This window comes from Pseudomonas sp. NPDC012596 (assembly GCF_042902325.1).
GTDB lineage: Bacteria > Pseudomonadota > Gammaproteobacteria > Pseudomonadales > Pseudomonadaceae > Aquipseudomonas.
Map to the genome: position 1 here is coordinate 42,191 of NZ_JBIBEB010000001.1, position 24,366 is coordinate 66,556.

General features: G+C 63.1%; 21 protein-coding genes. 13 read left to right on the plus strand and 8 right to left on the minus strand.

Annotated features, from left to right (window positions below):
* Positions 1 to 206: 206 nt before the first annotated feature.
* From ACFY68_RS00185 to accC, 5 genes are all read left to right on the plus strand, one after another.
* Positions 207 to 2,054, plus strand: coding sequence for a methyl-accepting chemotaxis protein (locus tag ACFY68_RS00185; protein ID WP_387523013.1), 1,848 nt, complete (start codon positions 207 to 209; stop codon positions 2,052 to 2,054).
* An 87-nt stretch (positions 2,055 to 2,141) separates the two neighbouring features.
* Positions 2,142 to 3,923: a protein-disulfide reductase DsbD gene (locus ACFY68_RS00190; protein WP_387522427.1), complete on the plus strand. Its 1,782-nt coding sequence runs from the start codon at positions 2,142 to 2,144 to the stop codon at positions 3,921 to 3,923.
* 179 nt (positions 3,924 to 4,102) lie between these two features.
* A complete protein-coding gene (gene aroQ, locus ACFY68_RS00195; protein ID WP_346614741.1) occupies positions 4,103 to 4,555 on the plus strand; it encodes a type II 3-dehydroquinate dehydratase in 453 nt (150 codons plus the stop codon).
* Between the two features lie 101 nt (positions 4,556 to 4,656).
* A complete protein-coding gene (accB, locus tag ACFY68_RS00200) occupies positions 4,657 to 5,121 on the plus strand; it encodes an acetyl-CoA carboxylase biotin carboxyl carrier protein (RefSeq protein WP_346614742.1) in 465 nt (154 codons plus the stop codon).
* A gap of 17 nt (positions 5,122 to 5,138) precedes the next feature.
* Complete coding sequence (gene accC / locus ACFY68_RS00205; protein WP_387522430.1) at positions 5,139 to 6,494, plus strand: acetyl-CoA carboxylase biotin carboxylase subunit; 1,356 nt, start codon at positions 5,139 to 5,141, stop codon at positions 6,492 to 6,494.
* An 85-nt stretch (positions 6,495 to 6,579) separates the two neighbouring features.
* Here accC and ACFY68_RS00210 read toward each other — a convergent pair whose 3' ends face one another.
* Entirely contained in the window at positions 6,580 to 7,083 is a 504-nt protein-coding gene (locus ACFY68_RS00210; RefSeq protein ID WP_387522432.1) for a hypothetical protein, read from the minus strand.
* A gap of 201 nt (positions 7,084 to 7,284) precedes the next feature.
* On the opposite strand from ACFY68_RS00210, the gene prmA reads away from it, so the two are divergent.
* The 8 genes from prmA to ACFY68_RS00250 all read left to right on the plus strand — a co-directional run bounded on the left by prmA (position 7,285) and on the right by ACFY68_RS00250 (position 17,742).
* Positions 7,285 to 8,163, plus strand: a complete 879-nt coding sequence (prmA, locus tag ACFY68_RS00215) for a 50S ribosomal protein L11 methyltransferase (protein WP_387522433.1) — start codon at positions 7,285 to 7,287, stop codon at positions 8,161 to 8,163.
* A gap of 43 nt (positions 8,164 to 8,206) precedes the next feature.
* On the plus strand, positions 8,207 to 9,535 hold the full coding sequence (locus ACFY68_RS00220) for a DUF3426 domain-containing protein (protein ID WP_387522435.1): 1,329 nt from the start codon (positions 8,207 to 8,209) through the stop codon (positions 9,533 to 9,535).
* Positions 9,536 to 9,711: 176 nt separating this feature from the next.
* Entirely contained in the window at positions 9,712 to 10,725 is a 1,014-nt protein-coding gene (gene dusB, locus ACFY68_RS00225; RefSeq protein WP_387522437.1) for a tRNA dihydrouridine synthase DusB, read from the plus strand.
* Positions 10,722 to 11,042, plus strand: coding sequence for a DNA-binding transcriptional regulator Fis (fis, locus tag ACFY68_RS00230; RefSeq protein ID WP_011535876.1), 321 nt, complete (start codon positions 10,722 to 10,724; stop codon positions 11,040 to 11,042). The genes dusB and fis overlap by 4 nt, the downstream gene beginning before the upstream one ends.
* 81 nt (positions 11,043 to 11,123) lie before the next feature.
* Positions 11,124 to 12,731, plus strand: coding sequence for a bifunctional phosphoribosylaminoimidazolecarboxamide formyltransferase/IMP cyclohydrolase (gene purH, locus ACFY68_RS00235; protein WP_387522439.1), 1,608 nt, complete (start codon positions 11,124 to 11,126; stop codon positions 12,729 to 12,731).
* A gap of 182 nt (positions 12,732 to 12,913) precedes the next feature.
* Positions 12,914 to 14,209, plus strand: coding sequence for a phosphoribosylamine--glycine ligase (gene purD / locus ACFY68_RS00240; RefSeq protein ID WP_387522441.1), 1,296 nt, complete (start codon positions 12,914 to 12,916; stop codon positions 14,207 to 14,209).
* A 135-nt stretch (positions 14,210 to 14,344) separates the two neighbouring features.
* Positions 14,345 to 17,116, plus strand: a complete 2,772-nt coding sequence (locus tag ACFY68_RS00245; RefSeq protein ID WP_387522443.1) for a response regulator — start codon at positions 14,345 to 14,347, stop codon at positions 17,114 to 17,116.
* A 29-nt stretch (positions 17,117 to 17,145) separates the two neighbouring features.
* Positions 17,146 to 17,742: a MarC family protein gene (locus ACFY68_RS00250; protein WP_300028642.1), complete on the plus strand. Its 597-nt coding sequence runs from the start codon at positions 17,146 to 17,148 to the stop codon at positions 17,740 to 17,742.
* On the opposite strand, the gene ACFY68_RS00255 is transcribed toward ACFY68_RS00250, so the two are convergent.
* The 7 genes from ACFY68_RS00255 to cobG all read right to left on the minus strand — a co-directional run bounded on the left by ACFY68_RS00255 (position 17,739) and on the right by cobG (position 24,246).
* Entirely contained in the window at positions 17,739 to 18,362 is a 624-nt protein-coding gene (locus ACFY68_RS00255) for a hypothetical protein (protein ID WP_387522445.1), read from the minus strand. The genes ACFY68_RS00250 and ACFY68_RS00255 overlap by 4 nt on opposite strands.
* Positions 18,359 to 19,024, minus strand: a complete 666-nt coding sequence (locus tag ACFY68_RS00260) for a hypothetical protein (protein ID WP_387523015.1) — start codon at positions 19,022 to 19,024, stop codon at positions 18,359 to 18,361. The genes ACFY68_RS00255 and ACFY68_RS00260 overlap by 4 nt, the downstream gene beginning before the upstream one ends.
* Before the next feature lie 83 nt (positions 19,025 to 19,107).
* Positions 19,108 to 19,788: a hypothetical protein gene (locus ACFY68_RS00265; protein WP_387522447.1), complete on the minus strand. Its 681-nt coding sequence runs from the start codon at positions 19,786 to 19,788 to the stop codon at positions 19,108 to 19,110.
* A 91-nt stretch (positions 19,789 to 19,879) separates the two neighbouring features.
* Entirely contained in the window at positions 19,880 to 21,577 is a 1,698-nt protein-coding gene (gene cobJ / locus ACFY68_RS00270) for a precorrin-3B C(17)-methyltransferase (protein ID WP_387522448.1), read from the minus strand.
* The gene (locus ACFY68_RS00275) at positions 21,565 to 22,296 is read right to left on the minus strand and encodes a precorrin-2 C(20)-methyltransferase (RefSeq protein ID WP_387522449.1); all 732 of its coding nucleotides are present in this window, start codon (positions 22,294 to 22,296) and stop codon (positions 21,565 to 21,567) included. Before ACFY68_RS00275 ends, cobJ begins: the two co-directional genes overlap by 13 nt.
* Positions 22,296 to 22,922 (minus strand): precorrin-8X methylmutase, encoded by a 627-nt coding sequence (locus ACFY68_RS00280; protein WP_016501828.1) that lies wholly within the window; start codon positions 22,920 to 22,922, stop codon positions 22,296 to 22,298. Before ACFY68_RS00280 ends, ACFY68_RS00275 begins: the two co-directional genes overlap by 1 nt.
* The gene (gene cobG, locus ACFY68_RS00285; RefSeq protein ID WP_387522450.1) at positions 22,915 to 24,246 is read right to left on the minus strand and encodes a precorrin-3B synthase; all 1,332 of its coding nucleotides are present in this window, start codon (positions 24,244 to 24,246) and stop codon (positions 22,915 to 22,917) included. Before cobG ends, ACFY68_RS00280 begins: the two co-directional genes overlap by 8 nt.
* Between the last annotated feature and the right edge of the window lie 120 nt (positions 24,247 to 24,366).

Sequence of the window (24,366 nt, forward strand, 5' to 3'; positions counted from 1 at the left end):
AACATAGCAATAAGCCACCACCGTCATCACCACGTCACAAAATAGCAATAACTTCAGCCACCTATCTTCTCCCCCGCAGGAAGTTCGCGGCTATGCGCCTGAAGTGGCTGACCAATTTCAACACCCTGTTGCTGGTGACTGTGTGTATCGCCTTGGGCGCAACCCTGTGGTGGTCGCAGCGCGCCCTGGAACGGCCCTATCAATTGATGGAACGCTACCTGGGCCTGTCGCAACAGTTCCAGAACCAGGCTGCCCGCAACATCCAGGCCTACCTGGGGAGTGGCGACGCGCTGCGCCATGCGGCCGCGATAGATGCCAACCAGCAATTGCAGGCCGCGCTGACCGATTGGCCCGACGCACTTGCCGGCAAATTGCGCCCGAGCCTGGACACCCTGCAGGCGTACGCCGCCAACGAACTGCTTGCCGCCGGCAAGTTGGCCGGCGACCCGCAGGCTTTGCTGTTGCAGGCCGAACGTGAGCTGGGTGGCAACTTCGAGCAGCTGGCCGGCTATGCGCGTGACAGCGGCAACAGCGAAGCCAGCCGCTATCTGCTGCCGTTGCTCGACGCCAGCGTGCACCTGGGCCGCCTGTCGCTGGCGCGGGAAAAACTGGTCAGCAGTGGCCGCGCCGAACTGGCTGACGAGGTGGAGCGCGAGCTTCAACTGATCCGCGCGCAGGCCCAGGTCATTGAAGGCCTGCCGCTACTGGGGGTGACGCGCGCGGCCGAATCCAATGCCGATGATTTCGCCGCCATGCTGGGCCTGGAAACCCAGGCCAGCGAGCAGCAGGAAGACGTCGCCGTCGGCCTCAAGCGCGAACTGCAAAGCCTGCTCAACCGCTACCCCGGCGAACTGCAGCGCACCCGCGCGCAGATCGAGCAGCGCACCGCTTTGGCCACTAGCACCAACGAACGGCTCGACGCCGTGCAACAGGCCATCGCCAGCCTGGAGCCGGAAGTGCGTGCACAGCACGCGAAGATCGCCAGCGAAGTGCGCACCATGCAGGGGCTGATGATTGGCCTGATCCTGCTGATCGCGCTGCTCATCGACACCTTGCAGCGACGCCTGACGCGCACCCTGACCAGTCTGGCCCCCGGGTTGTCCGCTTGGGCCGAGGGCGATTTCGCCGCCCCCATAGCCTTGGGCAAGACCAACCGCGAACTGCACGACATCGAGGAATCGCTCAACCGCCTGCGCCAGTACCTGGTGGAGCTGGTTGGCACCATCCGCCACAACGCCGAACAGGTCGCCGGCAGCAGCCACGCCCTGGCAGGCATGAGCGCCGCCCTGCACGACGGCGCCGAGCGCCAGGCGGGCGACACCGGGCAGATCCGCGATGCCTTGGGCGAACTGGAAGCGACCATCCAACAAGTGGCTGGTGATGCCAGCGCTGCCGCCGATGCCAGCCGCGATGCCGGCCGTGCCGTGGAACAAGGCCAGACGGTGATCGGCCAGAGCCTTTCCGGCCTGCGGGCACTGGTCGACGAAGTGCAGGGCAACGCCCGCATGATCGAACAGCTGGCGGAGGAATCAGCCACCATTGGCGGTGTGCTGACCGTGATCAGGTCGATTGCCGAACAGACCAACCTGCTGGCACTCAACGCCGCCATCGAAGCCGCCCGTGCGGGCGAGATGGGCCGGGGTTTTGCGGTGGTGGCAGACGAAGTTCGCTCGCTGGCGCAACGCACCACAGGCGCCACCGGCGAGATCCAGGCATTGATCGACCGGCTGCAGTTGGCCGCGCGTGAATCGGTGGCGGGCATGCGGGCGCAGCTCGAACACGCCGAAGCCACGGCTGACAAAGCCCAGGCAGCCGATGGCGCGCTCGATGAGATCGTCAGTGCAATCCGCACCATTGCCGATACTGCGGTGCGCATCGCCGATGTCACCGCCCAGCAGACCGGCGCGGTCAGCGAGATCCGTGGGCACAGCGAGCGAATTCATGAATTGGGTGAAGACAACCTGCAGCGCATCGGCGAGGGGCGCGAGCACGGCGAGCAGCTGTTAACCCTCGGCGGTGAGCTGAACCGGGCGGTGGGTGCGTTCAGGGTCTGAGGAATCATGCGCCCCTTGTGGGAGCATGGCCCCAACACTCCCCAACTCCGCTATCATGCCCGCCATGTTCCACCTCGCGAGTCCGCCATGCGCCGCCTGTTTTTCCTGCTGTTCCTGCTGCTGGCCAGCCCTGCCTTCGCCTCGGGCCTGCTCGACAACCGCCCCAGCGCTACCCTCGGCGCCGCCTCTCTGAGCAACAGCGCAGACTTCCTGCCGGTACACGAAGCGTTCAAGCTCAGCCTGGTCAAGGCCGATGCGCAAACCGTCAAACTGCGCTTCGTCGCCACCGACGGCTATTACCTCTACCGCCATCGTTTCCAGTTCCGCACCGAGCCTGCGGACGTCGCGCTGGGCACGCCCGTCATCCCTGCGGGCGAGGCCAAGCATGACGAATTCTTCGGCGACGTCGAGGTGTATCACGGTGTAGTCGACATCGAACTGCCGCGCACCGACCCCCGCGCGTTCACCCTGCTGGTGGGCTACCAAGGCTGCGCCGACAAGGGCCTGTGCTACCCACCGGAAACCGAACGCCTGAGCATCGGTGGCGAAGGTGGCGTTGCGGCCGGTGCAGCGGCGACGGTCAGCGAACACAGCTGGAGCTGGAAATCGCTGTTACTGTTCTTCCTCGCCGGCGTTGGCCTGACCTTCACTCCGTGCGTGCTGCCGATGCTGCCGATCCTCTCGGGCGTGGTCATGCGTGGCCAGGCCGGAGGCCTGCGCGGGTTCGCCCTGTCGTTGGCTTACGTGGTTCCGATGGCCGCCAGCTTCGCCGTACTGGGCGCGCTGATGGGCCTTTTCGGCGCGGGCTTGAACCTGCAGGCGCGGCTGCAATCGGCTTGGGTGCTGGTGCCGTTCGCGCTGTTCTTCGTGCTGTTCGCCCTTGCCATGTTCGGCCTGTTCGAACTGAAACTGCCGCAAGCCTTGAGCAAGCGCCTGGACACACTCGCCCATCGCACCAAGGGCGGCTCGCTGCTGGGTGCGGCGGTGCTGGGCGTGCTGTCGAGCCTGCTGGTTTCGCCGTGCGTTTCGGCGCCACTGGCCGGCGCCTTGCTGTACATCAGCGCCAGCGGCGACGCCTTGGGCGGTGCACTGAAGCTGTTCGCTCTCGGTTTGGGCATGGGCGCGCCGTTGTTGCTGATCGCCACCGGTGGCGCGGCCTGGCTGCCCAAGAGTGGCCCTTGGCTGAACACCGTGAAAAACGCCATTGGCGTGCTGCTGCTGGGCCTGGCCATCGGCTTGCTCAGCCGAGTCCTGCCGGGCCCCGCGACCTTGCTGCTGGTCGGTTTCCTGAGTGCGGGCGTGGCGCTGTTCCTGGGTGCCCTGGAGTTCGTGATCAAGACCCCGCGCCAACGCCTGGCGCAACTGCTCGGCCTGGCCCTGCTGGTGTATGCCCTGGCCTGCTGGTACGGCGCCCTCAATGGCCAGGGCGACCCGCTGCGCCCGCTGCCCGCGCCCACCCACGCAGCTGCAGGCAACAGCCCGGCAGCAGCAACGGACGCCTGGCAGACCATCACCACACCTGCAGCACTCGACGCCGCCCTGGCCCAGGCCAAGGAGGCAGGCCAGCCGGTACTGCTGGACTGGTACGCGGACTGGTGCATCAGTTGCAAGGTCATCGAGCATGAAGTGCTCAATGCGCCACAGGTTCAACCGCAGCTGGGCGCATTCAAGCTGTTGCGTTTCGACATCACCGAAAGCAACGCAGAACAGCGCGTGCTGCTGGATCGTTACCAACTGTTCGGCCCGCCAGCGCTATTGTTCTTTGCAGCTAACGGTAGCGAAATCACCGATGATCGGGTGGTTGGCGAGATAAACGCCGGCGAATTTGCCAACACTCTGACGCGCGTGCGCAGCAAACTCGGTCTATAACTTCCCGCGTGCCAGGAAAAATCTGCGTATGAGTGACCGGATTTAAATATTCGGTCACATACTTCGCGCGAACCTCGGACATCGTGCTGGCTATTGCCGGGAACTGGACACTTGCCGTCGCTTTGCGGCACACTCGCCGCGCTGTGTCGAATTGCCCTACAAATCCAAGGAATCCGCAGATGGCAACGCTACTGGTGCTCCACGGCCCCAACCTGAACCTGCTCGGTACCCGCGAGCCGGGCCACTACGGCGCCGTGACCCTGGCCCAGATCAACCAGGACCTGGAGCAGCGCGCGCGCGCCGCAGGCCACCATCTGCAGTACCTGCAGAGCAATGCCGAGTACGAATTGATCGACCGTATTCATGCCGCACGCAACGAGGGTGTGGACTTCATCCTGATCAATCCGGCTGCTTTCACCCACACAAGTGTCGCATTACGTGACGCATTGCTTGCGGTGAGCATCCCATTCATCGAAGTGCACCTGTCCAACGTGCACAAACGCGAACCGTTCCGTCACCACTCCTACTTCTCCGATGCAGCCGTAGGTGTGATCTGCGGTCTGGGCGCCAGCGGTTACCGCCTGGCCCTGGAAGCCGCGCTGGAACAACTGGCTGCCAACGCACAGCCCTGATGATTGAAACCCTGGCCTGAGTGGGCCGGGGTTCGAGAGAAACGTTCAGATACGTTTTTTAACTTACGCCCCCTGACCGAACCTTTGGGAGTTGATGATTAATGGATATCCGTAAAGTCAAGAAACTGATCGAGCTGCTGGAAGAGTCTGGCATCGACGAGCTGGAGATCAAGGAAGGCGAAGAGTCGGTCCGTATCAGCCGTCACAGCAAGACCCCGGCTGCTCAACAGTTCTACGCACCAGCACCGATGGCTGCCGCACCTGTAGCTGCTCCGGCCGCCGCCGCTGCCGCCCCGGCTGCTGAAGCTGCCGCTGCTGCACCTGCCCTGAAAGGCACCGTGATCCGCTCGCCAATGGTCGGTACCTTCTACCGCAAGCCGTCGCCGACCTCGCCTAACTTCGCTGAAGTTGGCCAGTCGGTGAAAAAAGGCGACACCCTGTGCATCGTTGAAGCGATGAAGATGATGAACCACATCGAAGCCGAAATCGGCGGTGTCATCGACGCCATCCTGGTGGAAGACGGTCAGCCGGTTGAGTTCGACCAGCCGCTGTTCACCGTCGTTTGATTCGCGGAGAGCCAACGATGTCTGGGAAGCTGGAAAAAGTCCTGATCGCCAACCGTGGGGAAATTGCCCTGCGGATCCTGCGTGCCTGCAAAGAGCTGGGCATCAAGACCGTGGCCGTACACTCCACGGCTGACCGCGAACTGATGCACCTGGGCCTGGCAGACGAGTCGGTCTGCATCGGTCCTGCTTCGTCCAAGGATTCGTACCTGCACATCCCGGCGATCATCGCCGCGGCTGAAGTGACCGGCGCCACCGCCATTCACCCGGGTTACGGCTTCCTGGCGGAAAACGCCGACTTCGCCGAGCAAGTCGAGAAGTCCGGTTTCGCCTTCATCGGCCCGAAAGCCGACACCATTCGCCTGATGGGCGACAAGGTTTCGGCCAAGGACGCGATGATCAAGTCGGGCGTACCGACCGTACCGGGCTCCGATGGCCCGCTGCCGGAAGACGAAGAAGTCGCCCTGGCAATCGCCCGTGATGTCGGCTACCCGGTGATCATCAAGGCCGCCGGTGGCGGTGGTGGTCGCGGCATGCGCGTGGTGCACAAGGAAGAGGACCTGATTTCCTCGGCCAAGCTCACCCGTACCGAAGCCGGTGCAGCCTTCGGCAACCCGATGGTTTACCTCGAGAAGTTCCTGACCAACCCACGCCACGTGGAAGTTCAGGTGCTGTCCGACGGCCAGGGCAATGCTATCCACCTGGGTGACCGTGACTGCTCGCTGCAGCGCCGTCACCAGAAGGTACTGGAAGAAGCGCCGGCTCCGGGCATCGACGAGAAGGCCCGCCAGGAAGTCTTCAAGCGCTGCGTCGATGCATGCATCGAAATCGGCTACCGCGGTGCCGGTACGTTCGAGTTCCTGTACGAGAACGGCAGTTTCTACTTCATCGAGATGAACACCCGCGTACAGGTTGAGCATCCGGTGTCGGAGATGGTCACTGGCATCGACATCGTCAAGGAGATGCTGAGCATCGCCGCTGGCAACAAGCTGTCGTTCCGCCAGGAAGACGTAGTGATTCGTGGCCACTCGCTGGAGTGCCGGATCAACGCCGAAGACCCGCGCAAGTTCATCCCGAGCCCAGGCAAGGTCAAGCACTTCCACGCCCCGGGTGGCAACGGCGTTCGCGTCGATTCGCACCTGTACAGCGGTTATTCGGTTCCGCCGAACTACGACTCGCTGATCGGCAAGCTGATCACCTACGGCAAAGACCGCGAGGAAGCCATGGCGCGCATGCGCAATGCCCTGGACGAGATCGTCGTCGACGGCATCAAGACCAACATCCCGCTGCACCGCGACCTGGTGCGTGATGAAGGTTTCTGCAAAGGCGGCGTCAACATCCACTACCTCGAGCACAAACTGGCCAACCAGGAGTGATCGCGTTAGCGTGATGCATGAAAAACCCCGGCCGAGTGCCGGGGTTTTTTATTGCTGGGAGGCCGCGCCCCGAACGCGAAGCGCGCTATTCGGGCGAAGCAAAGGCCTCCATGGCCGACGTGTTTCGCCATGCATCCTGGAAGCTCGAAATAGCCGTGAGCAGCGCACCCCCGCGATTATTGCTCCGCAAGTCCCGCAGACTTTGCAGATGCGCATGCAGCAGTAGCGTAATCCGCTTGTCATAGGCAGCGGCTTCTACCAGATCTGCCGGCCGAGCCTGCCAGTGCCGCAGCAGGTAGTCCTCATAGGCCTCAACCAGCCTGCTGTCCACGCTTTCAATCACGATCTCGATCCATTCATGGACCTTGCCGTCGGCTTCGGCACGCCAGGCCTGATCAGACCGGTCCAGCACTGCATCCTGCAATTTGGCCCTAAGCCCTGTTGCAAGGACATCTCCTGTCAATGTTTGATATTCAACCGTCAACTGCTGATTCAGTACGGCCAATAACGGCGCCTGGGACTGCAAGCTGGTTTCGAATACGTCACTCCACCAAACCAACCGCTGTTGCAAGTTTTCGCTGTCGTGCATGGCATGTCATCCACAATACTCAGGGAGCCTCCACGCTAACGCCCCGACAGGGGTCTAAAGCGATACACATTGCTCCGGATTGGCCATCACCGGCAAAACTAGCGGTCCACCCCCTCCTCTACAAACCCCCCGCACTCGCGTAAACTGCCAGCCTTCGCGCAGCCTCGAGCTGCCCCTGTCGATTTACCAAAGGTGCCCGCCATGCCCTGGCTGCAAGTACGCCTGGCCATCAGCCCGGAACAAGCCGAAACCTACGAAGACGCCCTGCTCGAAGTCGGCGCCGTCTCGGTCACGTTCATGGATGCCGAAGATCAGCCGATCTTCGAACCCGACCTCAACACCACCCCGCTGTGGTCGCACACCCACCTGCTGGCACTGTTCGAAGCCGACGCCGTGCCTGAGGCAGTATTCGCCCACCTGCAACTGCTGACCGGTGCCGAACTGCCCGAGCACCAGGCCGAGGTGATCGAGGACCAGGACTGGGAGCGCAGCTGGATGGACGGCTTCAAGCCAATGCGCTTCGGCCGCCGCCTGTGGATCGTGCCAAGCTGGCACGATGCGCCGGAGAAAGACGCGGTCAACTTGCTGCTCGACCCGGGCCTGGCCTTCGGCACCGGCACTCACCCGACCACCGCCTTGTGCCTGGAATGGCTCGACGGCCAACAGCTCGAAGGCACCCAGGTGCTGGACTTCGGCTGCGGCTCGGGCATCCTCGCCATTGCCGCGCTGCTGTTGGGCGCCCGTGAAGCGGTCGGTACCGACATCGACGTGCAGGCTATCGAAGCCTCGCGCGACAATGCCCAGCGCAATGGCATCGCCGACGAGAAGCTGGCGCTACACCTTCCCGAAAACATGCCGGCCATGCAGGCCGACGTGCTGGTCGCCAACATCCTCGCAGGCCCGCTGGTCTCGCTGGCACCGCAACTGTCCGGCCTGGTTCGCCCCGGTGGCCTGCTGGCCCTCTCGGGCATTCTTGCCGAGCAGGGTGAGGAGGTGGCCGCAGCCTACGCCGCCGACTTCGAGCTGGACCCGATCGTCGTACGCGACGGCTGGGTGCGCATCAGTGGTCGCCGCCGCTAAGCGGGCCTAGAATACTTCTCTGCACAGCCCTCCGGATCGCCGCATGACCGACAGTTTCGTCACCCAGTGCCCGCATTGCCAGACCAGCTTTCGCGTCACCCATCACCAATTGAGCGTGGCGCGTGGCGTGGTCCGCTGCGGCCAGTGCCTGCAGGTGTTCAATGCGGCTAAGCAGTTGCTGGAGCAGAGCCGCGCTGGCGCTGCGCCTGTGATCCCGCCGATCCCGGTGGTCGAGCCCGTCGCCGTGCTCGAACCGCCGGTAAGCGAACGCCCGAGCGCCCAGCCGCAAGACTGGGCGGCCACTGCCCAAGCCCTGGACGAACTCGACCTGGACCAGGAGCTGGCCCGCCTTGAACGGCGCGGCAAACCTGACGAGCCACGTATTGCCCCACCTGCCGATGCGCTGCAGGCACGGCGTGACGAGCCCGCCACCGACACCCATGGCGACGCGCTGTTTGGCAATGCAACTGACGAACACCATGAGCCGCTTGAAGCCGTCGAGCCCGCGCCGGTGCTGCTGGAGCAGGAGCCGCTGGACCTGGAGCCAGCCCCTGGGGACCGCACCGAGCCCACGCTGGGCGGCAACCTGGACCTGGAGTTCGAAAACGAGCCTACTGCGCCTCGGGCTACCCAACACGATGACATGGATGATTTCCACGAGCCGCTGCCAGCGGGAGAGGAAATCATCCACGAAAAAGGCCTGAGTGCCCGTGACGACGACGAAACGGATATCCGCCTGTCGGCGCGGGATGACGACCCTGACGAACCGCTGCCCGGCGAGCGCCTGGAGCCTGGTTTTAGCGCCAAGGGCGAGCGCCCGGCACGCAAGGAGCCGTTGGTCGATGTTGTCGACGACCCGCTGCAGCTGGGCTGGGAAAAACCCAAGCCCAACTGGGGCAAGCGCCTGCTGTGGGGCTTCCTGACGCTTCTGGCCGCGGGCCTGCTGGCCTTCCAGTATGTATGGTTCCATTTCGACGAAATGGTCCGCCAGGACCAGTACCGGCCGCTGTTCCAGCAGCTGTGCCCCCTGCTCGGTTGCGAAGTGCCTACCCGGGTCGACATCGGCCGCATCAAGAGCAGCAACCTGGTGGTACGCAGCCACCCGGACTTCAAGGGAGCACTGATCGTCGACGCGATCATCTACAACCGTGCACCGTTCGCTCAGCCGTTCCCGCTGCTGGAGCTGCGCTTCGCCGACCTCAATGGCCAACTGATCGCCAGCCGTCGGTTCAAGCCCAGCGAATACCTTTCGGGTGAACTGGCTGGCCGTGGCGAAATGCCCAGCCAGACACCGATCCACATCGCCCTGGATATCCTCGACCCAGGGCCGAAGGCCGTGAACTACAGCCTCAGCTTCCGCTCCCCGGAGTGACCGGCCGCGGCTGGCCGCCGTGTTTTCGGCGCCAGCCTGCTGTCGCTAACCATCGGGCATAAGCCCAAAGTTGTTCAGATTTTATCCAGATCCATCTTTATCCGGTCACCGAGAGCGGGTATTATGCCAACCCTTTTTCGAACTCCAATGATTCGGCCCCACAACAGGGAACACCTATGTCGGCGGTACGCATCGGCCCATACACACTACGCAACAACCTGATCCTCGCGCCCATGGCCGGGGTCACGGACCAGCCTTTCCGTACACTTTGTCAGCGCCTGGGCGCGGGCATGGTGGTGTCGGAGATGGTCAGCAGCGACATGAGCCTGTGGAACAGCCGCAAGTCGAGCCTGCGCCGCATCCATGAAGGTGATCCCGAGCCACGCTCGGTACAGATCGCCGGTGGTGATGCGCAGATGATGGCAACGGCGGCCCGGGCCAACGTCGAAGCGGGTGCTCAGATCATCGACATCAACATGGGCTGCCCGGCAAAAAAAGTCTGCAACAAAGCTGCAGGCTCTGCTTTATTGAGAGATGAAGCTCTGGTTCACGAGATCCTCCACGCCGTCGTCGGCGCCGTGGACGTCCCGGTGACCCTGAAGATCCGCACCGGCTGGGACCGGGCGAACAAAAACGGCCTGAACGTGGCGAAGATCGCCGAGCAGGCCGGCATCCAGGCGCTGGCGGTGCATGGCCGCACACGCGCCGACCTGTACACCGGCGAAGCCGAATACGACACCATCGCTGCAATCAAGCAGGCGGTGTCCATCCCGGTCTTTGCCAACGGCGATATCACATCGCCAGAAAAGGCCCGGGCGGTGCTGGACGCCACTGGCGTCGACGGCCTGCTGATTGGCCGGGCTGCCCAGGGGCGGCCATGGATCTTTCGCGAGATCGAGCATTTTTTAGGGACTGGCCAGCATTTGCCAGCCCCACAGCTGGACGAAGTGGAACGTATCCTGCTGGAGCACCTGGCCGCGCTGCACGCCTTCTATGGCGATGTGATGGGCGTTCGTATCGCCCGCAAGCACGTTGGCTGGTACTTGGCAACACGACCCGGCGGCAAGGAGTTTCGCTCCCGGTTCAACGCTTTGGAAGACACACAAGCGCAGTGCGCCAACGTTCGCGGTTATTTTAACGAACGTCGACAGAGCCTTGAGACAGAGGACGGACAAGGGGTGGCCGCATGACGATGATGACCGAGACATTAGTGAGTGGAACAACGCCCGTGAGCGACAACGCCAACCTCAAACAGCACCTCAACACGCCGAGCGAAGAGGGCCAGACCCTTCGCGACAGCGTCGAGAAGGCGCTGCACAACTACTTCGCACACCTGGAAGGCGCTACCGTCACTGACGTGTACAACCTGGTGCTCTCCGAAGTCGAGGCGCCCCTGCTCGAATGCGTGATGAATTACGTCAAGGGCAACCAGACCAAGGCCAGTGAGATGCTCGGGCTCAACCGAGGCACCCTGCGCAAGAAGCTCAAGCAGTACGACTTGCTGTAAGCCAGAATCCCAATCAGAAAAGGCGGCTCCCTGAACAGAGGCGCCTTTTTTGCTGACTCCACCGCGTTATTGGAATCCGAAATGACCGACCAGACTACCCGCCTGCCAGTCCGCCGCGCCCTGATCAGCGTCTCCGACAAGACCGGTATCCTCGAATTCGCTCGTGAGCTGCAACAGCTCGGTGTCGAGATCCTGTCCACCGGCGGCACCTACAAGCTGCTCAAGGACAACGGCGTGAACGCGGTGGAAGTGGCCGACTACACGGGCTTCGCCGAAATGATGGATGGCCGGGTCAAGACCCTGCACCCGAAGATCCACGGCGGCATCCTCGGCCGTCGCGGTACCGACGACGCCATCATGAACGAGCACGGCATCAAGCCGATCGACCTGGTCGCCGTCAACCTGTACCCGTTCGAAGCTACCATCGCCAAGCCTGGCTGTGACCTGCCGACCGCCATCGAGAACATCGACATCGGTGGCCCGACCATGGTCCGTTCGGCCGCCAAGAACCACAAGGATGTTGCCATCGTGGTCAACGCCAGCGACTACGCCAGCGTCCTCGAAGGCCTCAAGGCCGGTGGCCTGACCTATGCGCAGCGCTTCGACCTGATGCTCAAGGCCTTCGAGCACACCGCTGCCTACGACGGCATGATCGCCAACTACATGGGCACCATCGACCAGGCCCAAGCGACCCTGTCGACTTCCGCACGCAGCGAATTCCCGCGTACCTTCAACAGCCAGTTCGTCAAAGCTCAGGAAATGCGCTACGGCGAGAACCCGCACCAGAGCGCGGCGTTCTACGTGGAAGCCAACAAAGGCGAAGCCAGCATCTCCACCGCCGTGCAGCTGCAAGGCAAGGAACTGTCGTTCAACAACGTGGCCGACACCGACGCCGCGCTGGAATGCGTGAAGAGCTTCGTCAAGCCGGCCTGCGTCATCGTCAAGCATGCCAACCCATGCGGCGTGGCCGTTGTGCCTGAAGACGAAGGCGGTATCCGCCAGGCCTACGAGCTGGCCTACGCCACCGACACCGAGTCGGCCTTCGGCGGCATCATCGCCTTCAACCGCGAGCTGGATGGCGAAACCGCCAAGGCCATCGTCGAGCGCCAGTTCGTCGAAGTGATCATCGCACCGAAAATCTCCCAGGCTGCCCGCGACGTGGTGGCGGCCAAGCAGAACGTACGCCTGCTGGAGTGCGGCGAATGGCCAGCCGAGCGCGCTGCCGGTTGGGACTTCAAACGTGTCAACGGTGGCCTGCTGGTGCAGAGCCGCGACATCGGCATGATCACCGCCGATGACCTGAAGATCGTGACCAAGCGTGCACCGACCGAGCAAGAGATCCACGACCTGGTGTTTGCCTGGAAAGTGGCCAAGTTCGTCAAGTCCAACGCTATCGTCTACGCCAAACAGCGCCAGACCATCGGCGTCGGCGCCGGCCAGATGAGCCGCGTCAACTCCGCACGTATTGCGGCCATCAAGGCCGAGCATGCTGGCCTGCAGGTTCAAGGTGCAGTGATGGCATCGGACGCGTTCTTCCCGTTCCGTGACGGCATCGACAATGCGGCTAAAGTGGGTATCAGCGCTGTGATTCAGCCGGGTGGCTCGATGCGTGATGCCGAAGTCATCGCTGCAGCAGACGAAGCCGGCATTGCGATGGTGTTCACCGGCATGCGCCACTTCCGCCACTGATTTACGGCAATCGGCCGCACTGAAGCAGGCATCTGCTGCGTTGGGGCCGGTTCCGCTGATGCTCATTGCCAGAAGGCAACTCCGCTCATCGGAACCGGCCCCGCCTTGCATCTACCTGCTTCATTGCGACCTCGTACAGCGTGAGGCTTTACCTTGCGCCCGAAAGAATTCGAGGTTTTGACATGAAAGTTTTGATCATCGGCAGCGGCGGCCGTGAGCACGCCCTGGCCTGGAAAGTCGCCCAAGACCCTCGCGTCGAGAAAGTCTTCGTCGCCCCGGGCAACGCCGGCACCGCCATTGAAGCCAAGTGCGAGAACGTCGCCATCGACGTGACCGCCCTGGAGCAACTGGCCGACTTCGCCGAGAAGAACGTCGACCTGACCATCGTCGGCCCCGAGGCGCCGCTGGTCATCGGTGTTGTCGACCTGTTCCGCAGCCGCGGCCTGGACTGCTTCGGCCCGACCAAGGGCGCGGCCCAGCTGGAAGGTTCCAAGGCATTCACCAAGGACTTCCTGGCACGTCACAAGATCCCGACCGCCGATTACCAGAACTTCACCGAGATCGAGCCGGCCCTGGCCTACCTGCAGGAAAAAGGCGCGCCAATCGTCATCAAGGCCGATGGCCTGGCCGCAGGCAAAGGCGTGATCGTCGCCATGACCCTGCAGGAAGCCGAAGACGCCGTGCGTGACATGCTCGCAGGCAATGCCTTCGGCGAAGCCGGTTCGCGCGTGGTGATCGAGGAGTTCCTCGACGGCGAAGAAGCCAGCTTCATTGTGATGGTCGATGGCCACAACGTGCTGCCAATGGCCACCAGCCAGGACCACAAACGCGTCGGCGACCAGGACACCGGCCCGAACACTGGCGGCATGGGTGCTTACTCCCCTGCCCCGGTGGTCACCGCCGACGTGCACCAGCGCGTGATGGACCAGGTGATCTGGCCGACCGTGCGCGGCATGGCCGAGGAAGGCAATGTCTACACCGGTTTCCTGTATGCCGGCCTGATGATCGACAAGGCGGGTAACCCCAAGGTCATCGAGTTCAACTGCCGCTTCGGCGACCCGGAAACCCAGCCCGTCATGCTGCGCCTGGAATCGAGCCTGGTGCTGCTGATCGAAGCAGCGTTCGCCAAGGCCCTGGACAAGGTCGAAGCACAGTGGGACCCGCGCCCAAGCCTCGGCGTTGTGCTGGCAGCCGGCGGTTACCCGGGCGATTACGCCAAGGGTGATGCGATCAGCGGCCTGGACGCCGCAGCCAAGATCGAAGGCAAGGTGTTCCATGCCGGCACTTCGCTCAAGGACGGCCAAGTAGTCACCAACGGCGGCCGCGTCCTGTGCGCCACCGCCATGGGCAGCACCGTTGCCGACGCGCAGCAGCAAGCTTACCGCCTGGCCAAGGAAGTCAGCTGGAACTGCAGCTTCTACCGGACCGACATCGGCTACCGGGCGATTGCCCGTGAACGCGGTGAGCACCAGCAGTAAGTATTACCGGATGGCCGCGGCGCCTGGCGCCTGCGGCATCCGGCTCGTCGACAGGGCCCCAGTGGGGCCTTGCCTTCGACTTGGCGCGCCGCGCATAGTTAATACACGGCACATCGGCTAGGAAGGGATCTCGTAGTGCGTCGGCTTCGGATTGCCACAGCTCTGATCGTCAGCTTGCTGACTTTGCTCTGCCTGCTCCCGGTTTCGGCCGATCAAGGCGGAGGGTGGTCGGTTTTGCTTGATGAACAGGCCAGCCTGCAACTAAGCGATGTCCGCTCCGATCGCTATCGCAGCCAGTTCAGCCCGACAGCGCTAGGTGACCTCGATGCCGCCCCGGCGGAACAGGCCCTTTGGCTGCACTATCGCCTCGAACCAGGCGATCAGGAGCAACTGTTGCGGGTCTTCGCCCCCGACCTGTCCCAGCTGGACCTCTACGCCCTCAACGGCGACAGGCTGGTACGCCAGCTGCACCATGGGCGCCAGGCCGGCAACGCCAACCCGACCCTGCGCGGCAGCGACCATGTATTGCCCCTGCCAAACAGCCCGCAAGCACTGGATATCTACCTGCGCCTGGTGTCCGAGCACCAGCTGCGCCCGGCCATCAGCCTTGAGCCCGCAGCCGTAGCCGCGTCGAACCACAACCAACCGTTGCTGTTCGGCATGCTGTTCGGCGGCCTGGTGATGCTCATCCTGCACAACCTGATCCGCTTCCTGTACACCCGCTCCACCACTACCCTGATTCTTGCCCTGTACCACGGCCTGATGCTGCTCAGCGGCCTGATCCTGCTCAACCTCAGCGGCCCTTGGTGGCACCTGTGGCACAGCGCACAAACCCCGGCCGCCTACCTGACGCTGGTTCTGGCAGGTATGGCGGGGCTGTACTTCACCCAGCATTTTTTCGCCCCCCGCAACTCACCGCAGTTAAACCGCCTGCTGCAGGGCGAAATGCTGGTGGCGGCGGTCAGCGGGCTGGTCCTGCTGTTCGTCGACACCCTGCCGCTCAACCTGATGACCTATGCCCTGCTGGCGCTGGGCAGCGTGAGCATGCTGCTGGTCAGCAGCTACCACTGGTACAGGGGCTATGCGCCCGCGCGGTTGTTCTGCCTGGCCATGGTGGTGTTTAACCTCGGTGGCCTGGTGCTGCTGCCGGCCCTGCTTGGCCTGACACGCACCTCCACGCCCTGGTTGTTGTGCATTCTGCTGGGCCTGGCGGTTGCCAGCGGCCTGCTGCTCAACCTCGCCGTCAGCGAACGCCTGCGGCGGATGAACGAAGAGCGCTTCAGCGCCAGCCGCGCACTGGCCGCCAGCGACGCGGAAATCAACGCCAAGGCCGAGTTCCTGGCCAAGATCAGCCACGAGATTCGCACGCCCATGAATGGTGTGCTGGGCATGACCGAACTGCTGCTGGGCACACCGCTGTCGGTCAAGCAGCGTGACTACGTGCAGACCATCCACAGCGCGGGCAATGAACTGCTCACGCTGATCAACGAAATCCTCGACATCTCCAAGCTCGAATCGCGGCAGATCGAACTGGACGATGTGCAGTTCGACCTCAACGCCCTGATCGAAGACTGCCTGAACATCTTCCGGGCCAAGGCCGAGCAGCAGAACATCGAGCTGATCAGCTTCACCCAGCCACAAGTACCGCGGGTTATCAGCGGCGACCCCACACGCCTGCGTCAGGCACTGTCCAGCTTGCTGGAAAACGCCCTGAAAAACACCGACCAGGGCGAGATCCTGCTGGTGGTGGCGCTTGACCAGCGCGGCGAAACTCCGCGCCTGCGCATCGCCGTGCAGGACAGTGGCGAGCCGCTGCCCGCCGCCGAGCGCGAAGCCCTGCTGCAGGCAGAGCTGCACAGCCACCAGTTCCTTTCCAGCAACAAGCTCGGTGGCCACCTGGGGCTGATCATCGCCAAGCAGCTGATCGGCCTGATGCAGGGCGAATTCGGCATCAAAAGCAGCACCAGCATGGGCAACACCCTGTGGCTGACCCTGCCGCTCGACCCGTCGCGGCTGGAACAACCCCCGGCGGACCTCGACGGCCCGCTTCGCGATGCACGGGTGCTGGTGGTAGACGACAACGACACCTGCCGCAAGGTCCTGGTGCAGCAGTGCAGTGCCTGGGGCATGAACGTGAGTGCAGTGCCGTCCGGCAAGGAGGCCCTGGCCCTGCTGCGGACCAAGGCGCACCTGCGCGACTATTTCGATGCAGTCTTGCTGGACCAGAACATGCCGGGCATGACCGGCATGCAACTGGCGGCCAAGATCAAGGAAGATCCAAGCCTGAACCACGACATCCTGGTGGTGATGCTGACCGGTATCAGCAATGCGCCAAGCAAGGTCATCGCCCGCAATGCCGGGGTCAAGCGGATCCTGGCCAAACCTGTCGCCGGTTATACACTCAAGACCACCCTGGCCGAAGAGCTGGCCCAGCGCGGCCGCGAACAGACCGTGCCGATGCCGTTGCCCAACACGCCGCCAGCGCACGAGTTGCCAGGCGACTTCCGCGTGCTGGTCGCCGAGGACAACAGCATCTCGACCAAGGTGATCCGCGGCATGCTGGGCAAACTCAACCTCGAACCGGACACCGCCAGCAACGGCGAAGAAGCCCTGGAAGCGATGAAGGCTCGGCGCTACGACCTGGTGTTGATGGACTGTGAAATGCCGGTGCTCGACGGCTTCTCCGCCACCCAGCAACTGCGCGCCTGGGAGCTCGACAACCAGCGCCAGCGAACCCCGGTGGTGGCACTGACCGCGCACATTCTTGCCGAGCACAAGGAGCGCGCACGGCTGGCCGGCATGGATGGGCACATGGCCAAGCCGGTGGAGCTGTCGCAATTGCGCGAGTTGATCCAGTATTGGGCGAACCAGCGCGAAGCCAAGGCCGATCCGCTGCATACCTCGTAGCCGATACCGCCCCTACAAGGACACACCGCATGCTCCATGAGTTGTTCAGTGTCTACCTGAAGATGCTGGTGCTCTACAGCCCGTTTTTCGTGCTGTCGTGCTTCATCAGCCTGACCCGTGGCCACTCCAGCAAGGAGCGCAAGCAACTGGCCTGGAAAGTGGCCTTCGCCGCACTGGTCGCCAGCGTGCTGCTGTACCTGTTCGGGCGGGCGATTTTCGGTATTTTCGGCATCACCGCCGACGCCTTTCGCATCGGTGCCGGCAGCGTGCTGTTCATTTCGGCGTTGGGCATGGCCCAGGGCAAGCCGGCGGTACAGGCCGATAACGTGCAGCAGGATGTGACCATCGTGCCGCTGACCATACCGCTGACGGTTGGGCCAGGTACCATCGGTGCCCTGTTGGTGATGGGTGTAAGCCAGCCGCACTGGGACGATAAACTGCTGGCCATCGTCAGTATCGCGCTGGCCAGCTTCACCGTCGGCCTGGTGCTTTACCTGTCGCACGGTATCGAGCGGATCCTTGGCGACCAGGGGCTGCAGATCGTCAGCCGCCTGATGGGGCTTTTCGTCTGTGCCCTGGCGGCGCAGATCATTTTCACCGGGATCAAAGGGTATCTGGTGCCTTAGATGGCATAGTCATGAATGCGTGCGAGGGATACCTTGACCACGCTTTCCTGCACTTTTGGCAATACGCTGTTCTCAAAGGCCAGAATATTGAACCGTACCAGCTCCGCACGCACATTCTTGTAACTGCGCTTGCGGCTAATGAACCCTGCACTGAAAACCGACTGCTTGTCTGCTTCGTGGTAAATCACCATGTCCACCCGGTTGTTGCCGGCTGGTGCGCAGGCCAACACTTGAAAGTGCTGCCTCTCGAATGCCTTGTTCTCAAGTTCGCTCAGCACCGAGGGCTGGGTCAGCAACTTCTGGATGGAAACTTTGACCGACGACGCAAAGCTGTCCCCGGCCGTTTTGGACAGGGTTTGCAATACGTGGTCAGTCTGTTGCGTACGCGTCTTGTCCGGCCAATGAATCTGCTCAGCCGTGACGGCATCCCACCCCATGAACTTGAGCTGGTTACGGTAATAAGCGAACCAGTCTTTAATCAGGCCCTCTTTGTAAGCGGTATCAGTGGCACGTTCGGCCATTGCCAGGGCCAGCTTCACCTTGTTTTTCTGCGCGGCATCAATGCCCGGCAAGAACGAAACGATCCCAGCGCCGATAACGGCAGATGTGGCTTCACTCATGATGCTGCTCCTGTAGGTTGTGCGTGAGGGTCGAAGCGATAAACGGCCTGTGCATCCTTGGTTTTCATCAAGGCCTGCAATTCATCACGCTGGCGCTGGAAGCGCCCTTCATCCAACGCCAGGGAAACGCCGTTGAACTCGGCCTCGCCCTCGAGTACTTGTTCGCCCAGAAATGTCTCCAGCGAAACTAGCGAAAGTGGCTTGTCGATTTGCAGCGAGATGCTGCACAGCTCCAGCGTCGGCCCCGGCTTGAGTAAGCCGAGTTCGATGACCAGCGTGGAGCACTGCGCCTGATCATGCGCACTGAACTTCAGCAAGTGCCGCAAGCCCTCGGCAGATCGGCCAAGGCCCGTCTTTATCGCCGCCAGCACGGTCTCATGGCGAAGCGAACGCACTTTCAGCCACGCTTCAAGTGGCTGTATATGCGCGTTGCGCACAGGTCGCCCCAACGGTTTCAGGTCATAGGTGCTGGCCAGCTTGATCCAGCCCAGTTGGCGGTAGGCCTCCCGATACGCGGCATACCAGTTTTCATAATGTTCAACGCGTGAACCGGCGTGCTTGTTGGCTACCAACTGTGCGTACAAGATTGAATCGAAAGCGGCCTGGCGTTGTGCCTCGACCGCGCCCGGCGAATACAGCAATGCTGTTCCGCCAATCAACATCAATTGCTCAGCTGCTCTATCCATCGTGTTACCTCACCACAAAGAACCGAACAAGGCAGCGTTGCGAATACGCCGCAAAGCAATCAGATGTCGTACTCGAGAACGTTCTCGACACTGCGCACGCCGAGTTTGTTTTCTACGGTTTCGCGAATTTTGTCGTAGACAAAGTTATTGAGGGTGAGCACTGCCGTGCCGGCGTAGTACGTGGTCTTGTCCAGCTTCCACTGAATGCCGAGCACGTCGTCGTCCAGTTTTGGGGCAGATGCCTGGATGCAGCTCACCACCATGACCACATCGTTGTTTACGGTTTCGATGCAGGCCGCCAGGCCGACCATGCCCCTGGCTTTATTCTTGCGCTTGTGGTCGAGCACCGTGGCGTCGTTTTCGACAGTGGTCAGCTTGTCGAGAGCCAACTTTGCCACTTCACCCAGCTTTGTGCCGCCCAGCAGCGCATTGCCAACCACACTTATTGCCCGGATGGCTACGGCGCCTACGGTGACGGACAGTTCCGCCGACGTTTCAAGTTCGAAGGTACGGCGTGGGATGGTAAAGCCCAGGTCACGCATGACATCGATGAATTTGTCGTACCACTCCCGGCTCTGCTTTTCGGCGTCAAACGCTTTATCGGCGACCAACGTGGCGAAGTGAAAGGCATTCTTCACATCATGACGGTTTTGCGCAGACATGCCCGCGCCGCATGCAAGCAGGTTGCCTTCTACCAGGATCGCGGCATCGGTGGTGGTGACTTGTGTTGCATCGGACATTGGAAACTCCTTGATGTTGCCCCTTGAGTCAGGGGCAATCACCTTAGCCAGCGCGCTGGCCACACAGCGCGCTGAAGGGTTTCCGACGCAACTAGTTCGCGGTGGGGTACCAACGCGGCGTGTACGCCCACACACCACCCGACAGGCGAGGGAATACACAGGTTGTAGAGGAGCCGACCAGAACCATGGTGCGCATATCGACCATTTCCGGCAGCAGCTCGGCCAAGGTGACTACCTTAAGCGTCTGCCCCGGCCTACCGATGTCGCGGCCAAGGACTACAGGCGTGTTCCCCTCGCGATGGCGACGCACAACCTCCAGCGCCACCCCGAGCTGGTGCGGCCTGGACTTGGAGATCGGGTTGTAGAAGGCCAGCACCAGGTCGGCCTGGGCCGCCAGGTTCAGGCGCTTTTCAATGATCGACCAGGGCTTGAGGTTGTCCGAAAGCGACATCACACAGAAGTCATGCCCCAGCGGTGCCCCCGCCTGCGCAGCCGTAGCGAGCGAAGCCGACACCCCGGGCAGGATCTCCAGGTCGACGCGCTGCCAGGCCGGGTCACTGGATTCGTGCAGCGCTTCGAGCACTGCAGCGGCCATGGCGAACACGCCAGGGTCGCCCGACGAGACCACCACCACCGAACGGCCTTGTGCCGCCAGCTCGAACGCATGTCGGGCGCGCTGCATCTCTTCCCGGTTGTCAGTGCAGTGCAGCACCTGGTCGTCACGGAACGGGCCGGCCATGCGCACGTAGGTTTCGTAGCCAAGCACATCCTCGGCCCGCCCCAGCTCGGCCTTGACCGCCGGCACCATCAGTTCGGCGGCCCCCGGGCCCAGGCCGATAACAGCCAGACGACCACGGCGGCGGCCAACCTGCGCCACATCGACCGGGGCAGGCGCGACTGCGATGACCACTTCGGCCTGCTCTATCAACTCTGCATCTGGCAACGCTGCAGCCACCATGCTGGCCACATCCCCTGGCCTGGCAGCGAAGCGCAAGGCGACACCCAACCCCTGTGCAGCCTCGTGCAAGGCTCTGTCGGCCATGGCTTGCTCGTCCGCCAGCACACAAGCAACAGATGGCTCGGCGATGCCGGCCTGCTGCAATGCAGCACGAATACCGTGCAGGTTGCCACCTGCAACACCCACCACCACCGAGCGCGGGTGGATCAGCAGTTCGTCGCGGTTGGCCGGGCGGGCCTGATGCCCCACATGGATGGTGCGCCGGGCTGCTTCGCTGGCAGGCAACTGCACCTGTTGCAGCCACGGCGCATCACCTTCGATGCGCACCGCCTCGCCAGCCAGCAAATCAGAGACAAAGCGCTTGCCTTGCTCGATATCCGCCAGTGCATAACCCTGCGGCGGGTTCAGCAGGCAAGTGCCGAAACGCAGCTCGCCACTGGTGGTGATCGCAGCAGCAACGCCCAGTGCCTCTGCAATCTCGCGTGCCATCACGTTCACGCCACCCAGGCCACCGAGCAGCGGCACCACCGCACTGCCATCCTCGGCGACGGCCAGTACCGGCGGCTCGGTACCCTTCTCGCTGAGCAGACTGGCCAGGCTGCGGATGACAATGCCCGCAGCGCACAGGGCGATGATCGGCGTATCCTGCTGATACAACCCGCGCAGGGTATCGCCGAACGAGCTGTACGATTGGTCTACACCCTCGACACGCCCCTCCAGGCCATGGACCTTGGCCTGTGGATAACATTGCTGGATACGCTTCGCCGTCGCCAGGCTGCCCGGGCCGAGAACAATGATCGCCGGTGCCTTGTGCATGCTCATCCCTGCCATTTTTCCCCCGGCACGATGATCAGCGAGAAGTACGGCGACGACTGCGGGTCGACCTGGTCCAGCGGCACAATCTTCTGGTTGGCCATGGTGGCCCGCTCCACATACAGCGCCCGCCCGTCCATGCCCAGTTCGGCCAGTACTTCGCGGACTTTAGGGAAGTTGCGCCCAAGCTTCATGATTACCGCTGCATCGGCGTCAGCCAGGCGGCGCTTGAGGTCTTCGGCGGGCAACACGCCAGACAAAACCGACAGGCTCTGGTTGCGGTACACCAGCGGCGCACCCAGCACCGAGGCGCCACCGAGCATCGAGCACACGCCGGGAATCACTTCGGCTTCATAGCGGTGCGCCAGGCGGTCGTGCAGGTACATGTAGGAACCGTAAAAGAACGGGTCACCTTCGCAGATCACCGCCACGTCGCGACCGGCATCCAGGTGCTCGGCCACCTGCAAGCTGGCTTCGTCGTAGAAGTCGCTGATCACCTGCTCATAGGAAAGCGGCGCCGGCAGTGCTTCGGTGGTGACCGGGTAGACCAGCGGCAGCAGCGTCTGCTCCGCTTGCAGGTGCGCCTCAATGATGCCGAAGGCATTGCCACGCTTGCCCTTGGCCACGAAGTAGCCGACCACTGGCGCTTCGCGCAGCAGGCGCAGGGCCTTGAGGGTGATCAGTTCAGGGTCGCCCGGGCCCACGCCCAGGCCCAGCAGACGTCCACGCGGCGCCATCACTCCACCTCCGTGGCCAAGGCGTTGACCGCGGCCGCGGCCATCGCGCTACCGCCCAGGCGGCCTTGCATGATAACGAACGGCACACCGCGGCTATCGGCGGCGAGCATCGCCTTGGACTCGGCAGCGCCGACAAAACCGACCGGGAAACCGAGGATCAGCGCCGGCTTGGGTGCACCGGCGTCAATCATCTCAAGCAGGTAGAACAGGGCGGTAGGCGCGTTGCCGATCACCACCACGCTGCCTTCCAGGTAGGGCCGCCACAGCTCCAGGGCCACGGCGGAACGAGTGTTGCCGGCGTCCTTGGCCAGGCCCGGCACGCTTGGATCACGCAGGGTGCAGATGACTTGATTGTCTGCTGGCAGGCGGGCCCGGGTAATGCCTTCGGCGACCATGTGCGCATCGCACAGGATCGGCGCGCCGTTAAGCAACGCCTCGCGCCCGGCCCGGCCGGCGCCTTCGGAGAACTGCAAGCCATCGATGGCATCGACCATGCCGCAGGCGTGGATCACACGCACGGCAAGCTTCTCGAGGTCTGCGGGGATCCGCTCGAGTCGGGCTTCCTCACGGATGATCCGGAAGGAATTGCGATAGATCTCCTGACCATCGCGGATGTAATCAATCATCAAGGTGCTCCGTCGGCAGGGCGAGCATGGCGCCTGCTTCATTCAAGGTGAGGTCGGTGCCGCGCAGGGCGCCAAAGCCCGGCAGGCGCGCGTCACGCAAATAGAGGTCATAGCGGCCCGGCGAACGGGCCAGCAACGTGGCCGGGGCGACATGGGCCACGGCGCAGGATCGGGGGCAGCCGGAGAGGTGCACGCTGGCAGGGGCGCATGCGGGCAACAGCGCGGCCAGCCGCACGGCATCGGCTTTGGTATCACCCTGCGCCTTGGCGCAGCCGCTGGCGCCGGTGCAGGCAACCAGGCGGGCCAAGGGTGCATCGCTGTGGCAGAGCAGGCCCAGGCTCGACAACCTGTGTTGCGCCTGGGTGAGGCTTGTGGGGGCGATATTGGGCAGCATCAGGCTTTGCCAAGGGGTCAGGCGCAGGCTGCCATCGCCGTGCTGACGGGCGACACGCGCCGCGCCGCGGAGCATATCGGCGGTCAGCCGGCCAAGCGGTGGGGCGATGCCCAGCGCCACACCTTGCTGCTGAGGCACTGCACCAAGCCACCCGCTGTTGCCTGCCACGCGCCGCCAGCCGAGCACTGCAGCATCGCGGCGCACATCCAGCCCAAGCCCGTCGATGAAATAGTCCACAGTGCAATGTTCCAGCAACTGCCGCATGCGCGCCTGATCAGGCTGGGCCAGATCGAGGAAGCGCCCAAGTACGGCCCGCACCAGCGCCAGCCCCTGCTCCACCGGCACCGCACCGGCTACCTGGCCATCGCCCGGGCAGCCGGCCAGGCCGAACGCCAGCCAGGTACGTTGTTCAAGGCGCATGGCCGACAGCCACAGGTCGTGAGGGTGTTCGAGCATCGCCAGGCCTTCGCCGCCGTCCAGCTGCACGGCGAACTTGGCCGACAGTTGGTGAAATCGCGGCGTGCCTTGCAACAGGTCGAGAACCTGATCGGCCAAAGGCCGCACATCCAGCACCGTCGACGGGTCATGCCCGGCCAGGGGGCTGAGCATGAGATTGCGCACATCGTCGCTGGCGGCATCACGCGGGCCAAGGCCTGCTGCCAACAGGCCGTCGATCAGGTTCTGGTGGTCATCCCCAATACCGCGAATTTGCAGGTTGGCGCGGTTGGTCGCCTCGATCACGCCGGTGGCGAAACGCTCGGCAGCCTCCGCCACCGCATCGGCCTGGTCGGCGAGCAGCAGCCCGCCAGGCAGCTTGACCCGGCAGATCCCGCCATCGAGGGCGCTGACGATACGCCACAACCCCGGGCAAGCCGAGGGACGGGGCGATACGGTGGGGGCATGGTCCTGCTTCAATGGGGCGTCCGGCAATCGCTGAAAATGCGCTTGAGTGTAGAAGGCGCGGTATTATGCCTGCTTTGTCCGGCGGCATGAAAAGCCGGTGGTCGAGCATCATTAGTGATTTGGCAAAAAACAGGGTGCTTTGCAGCC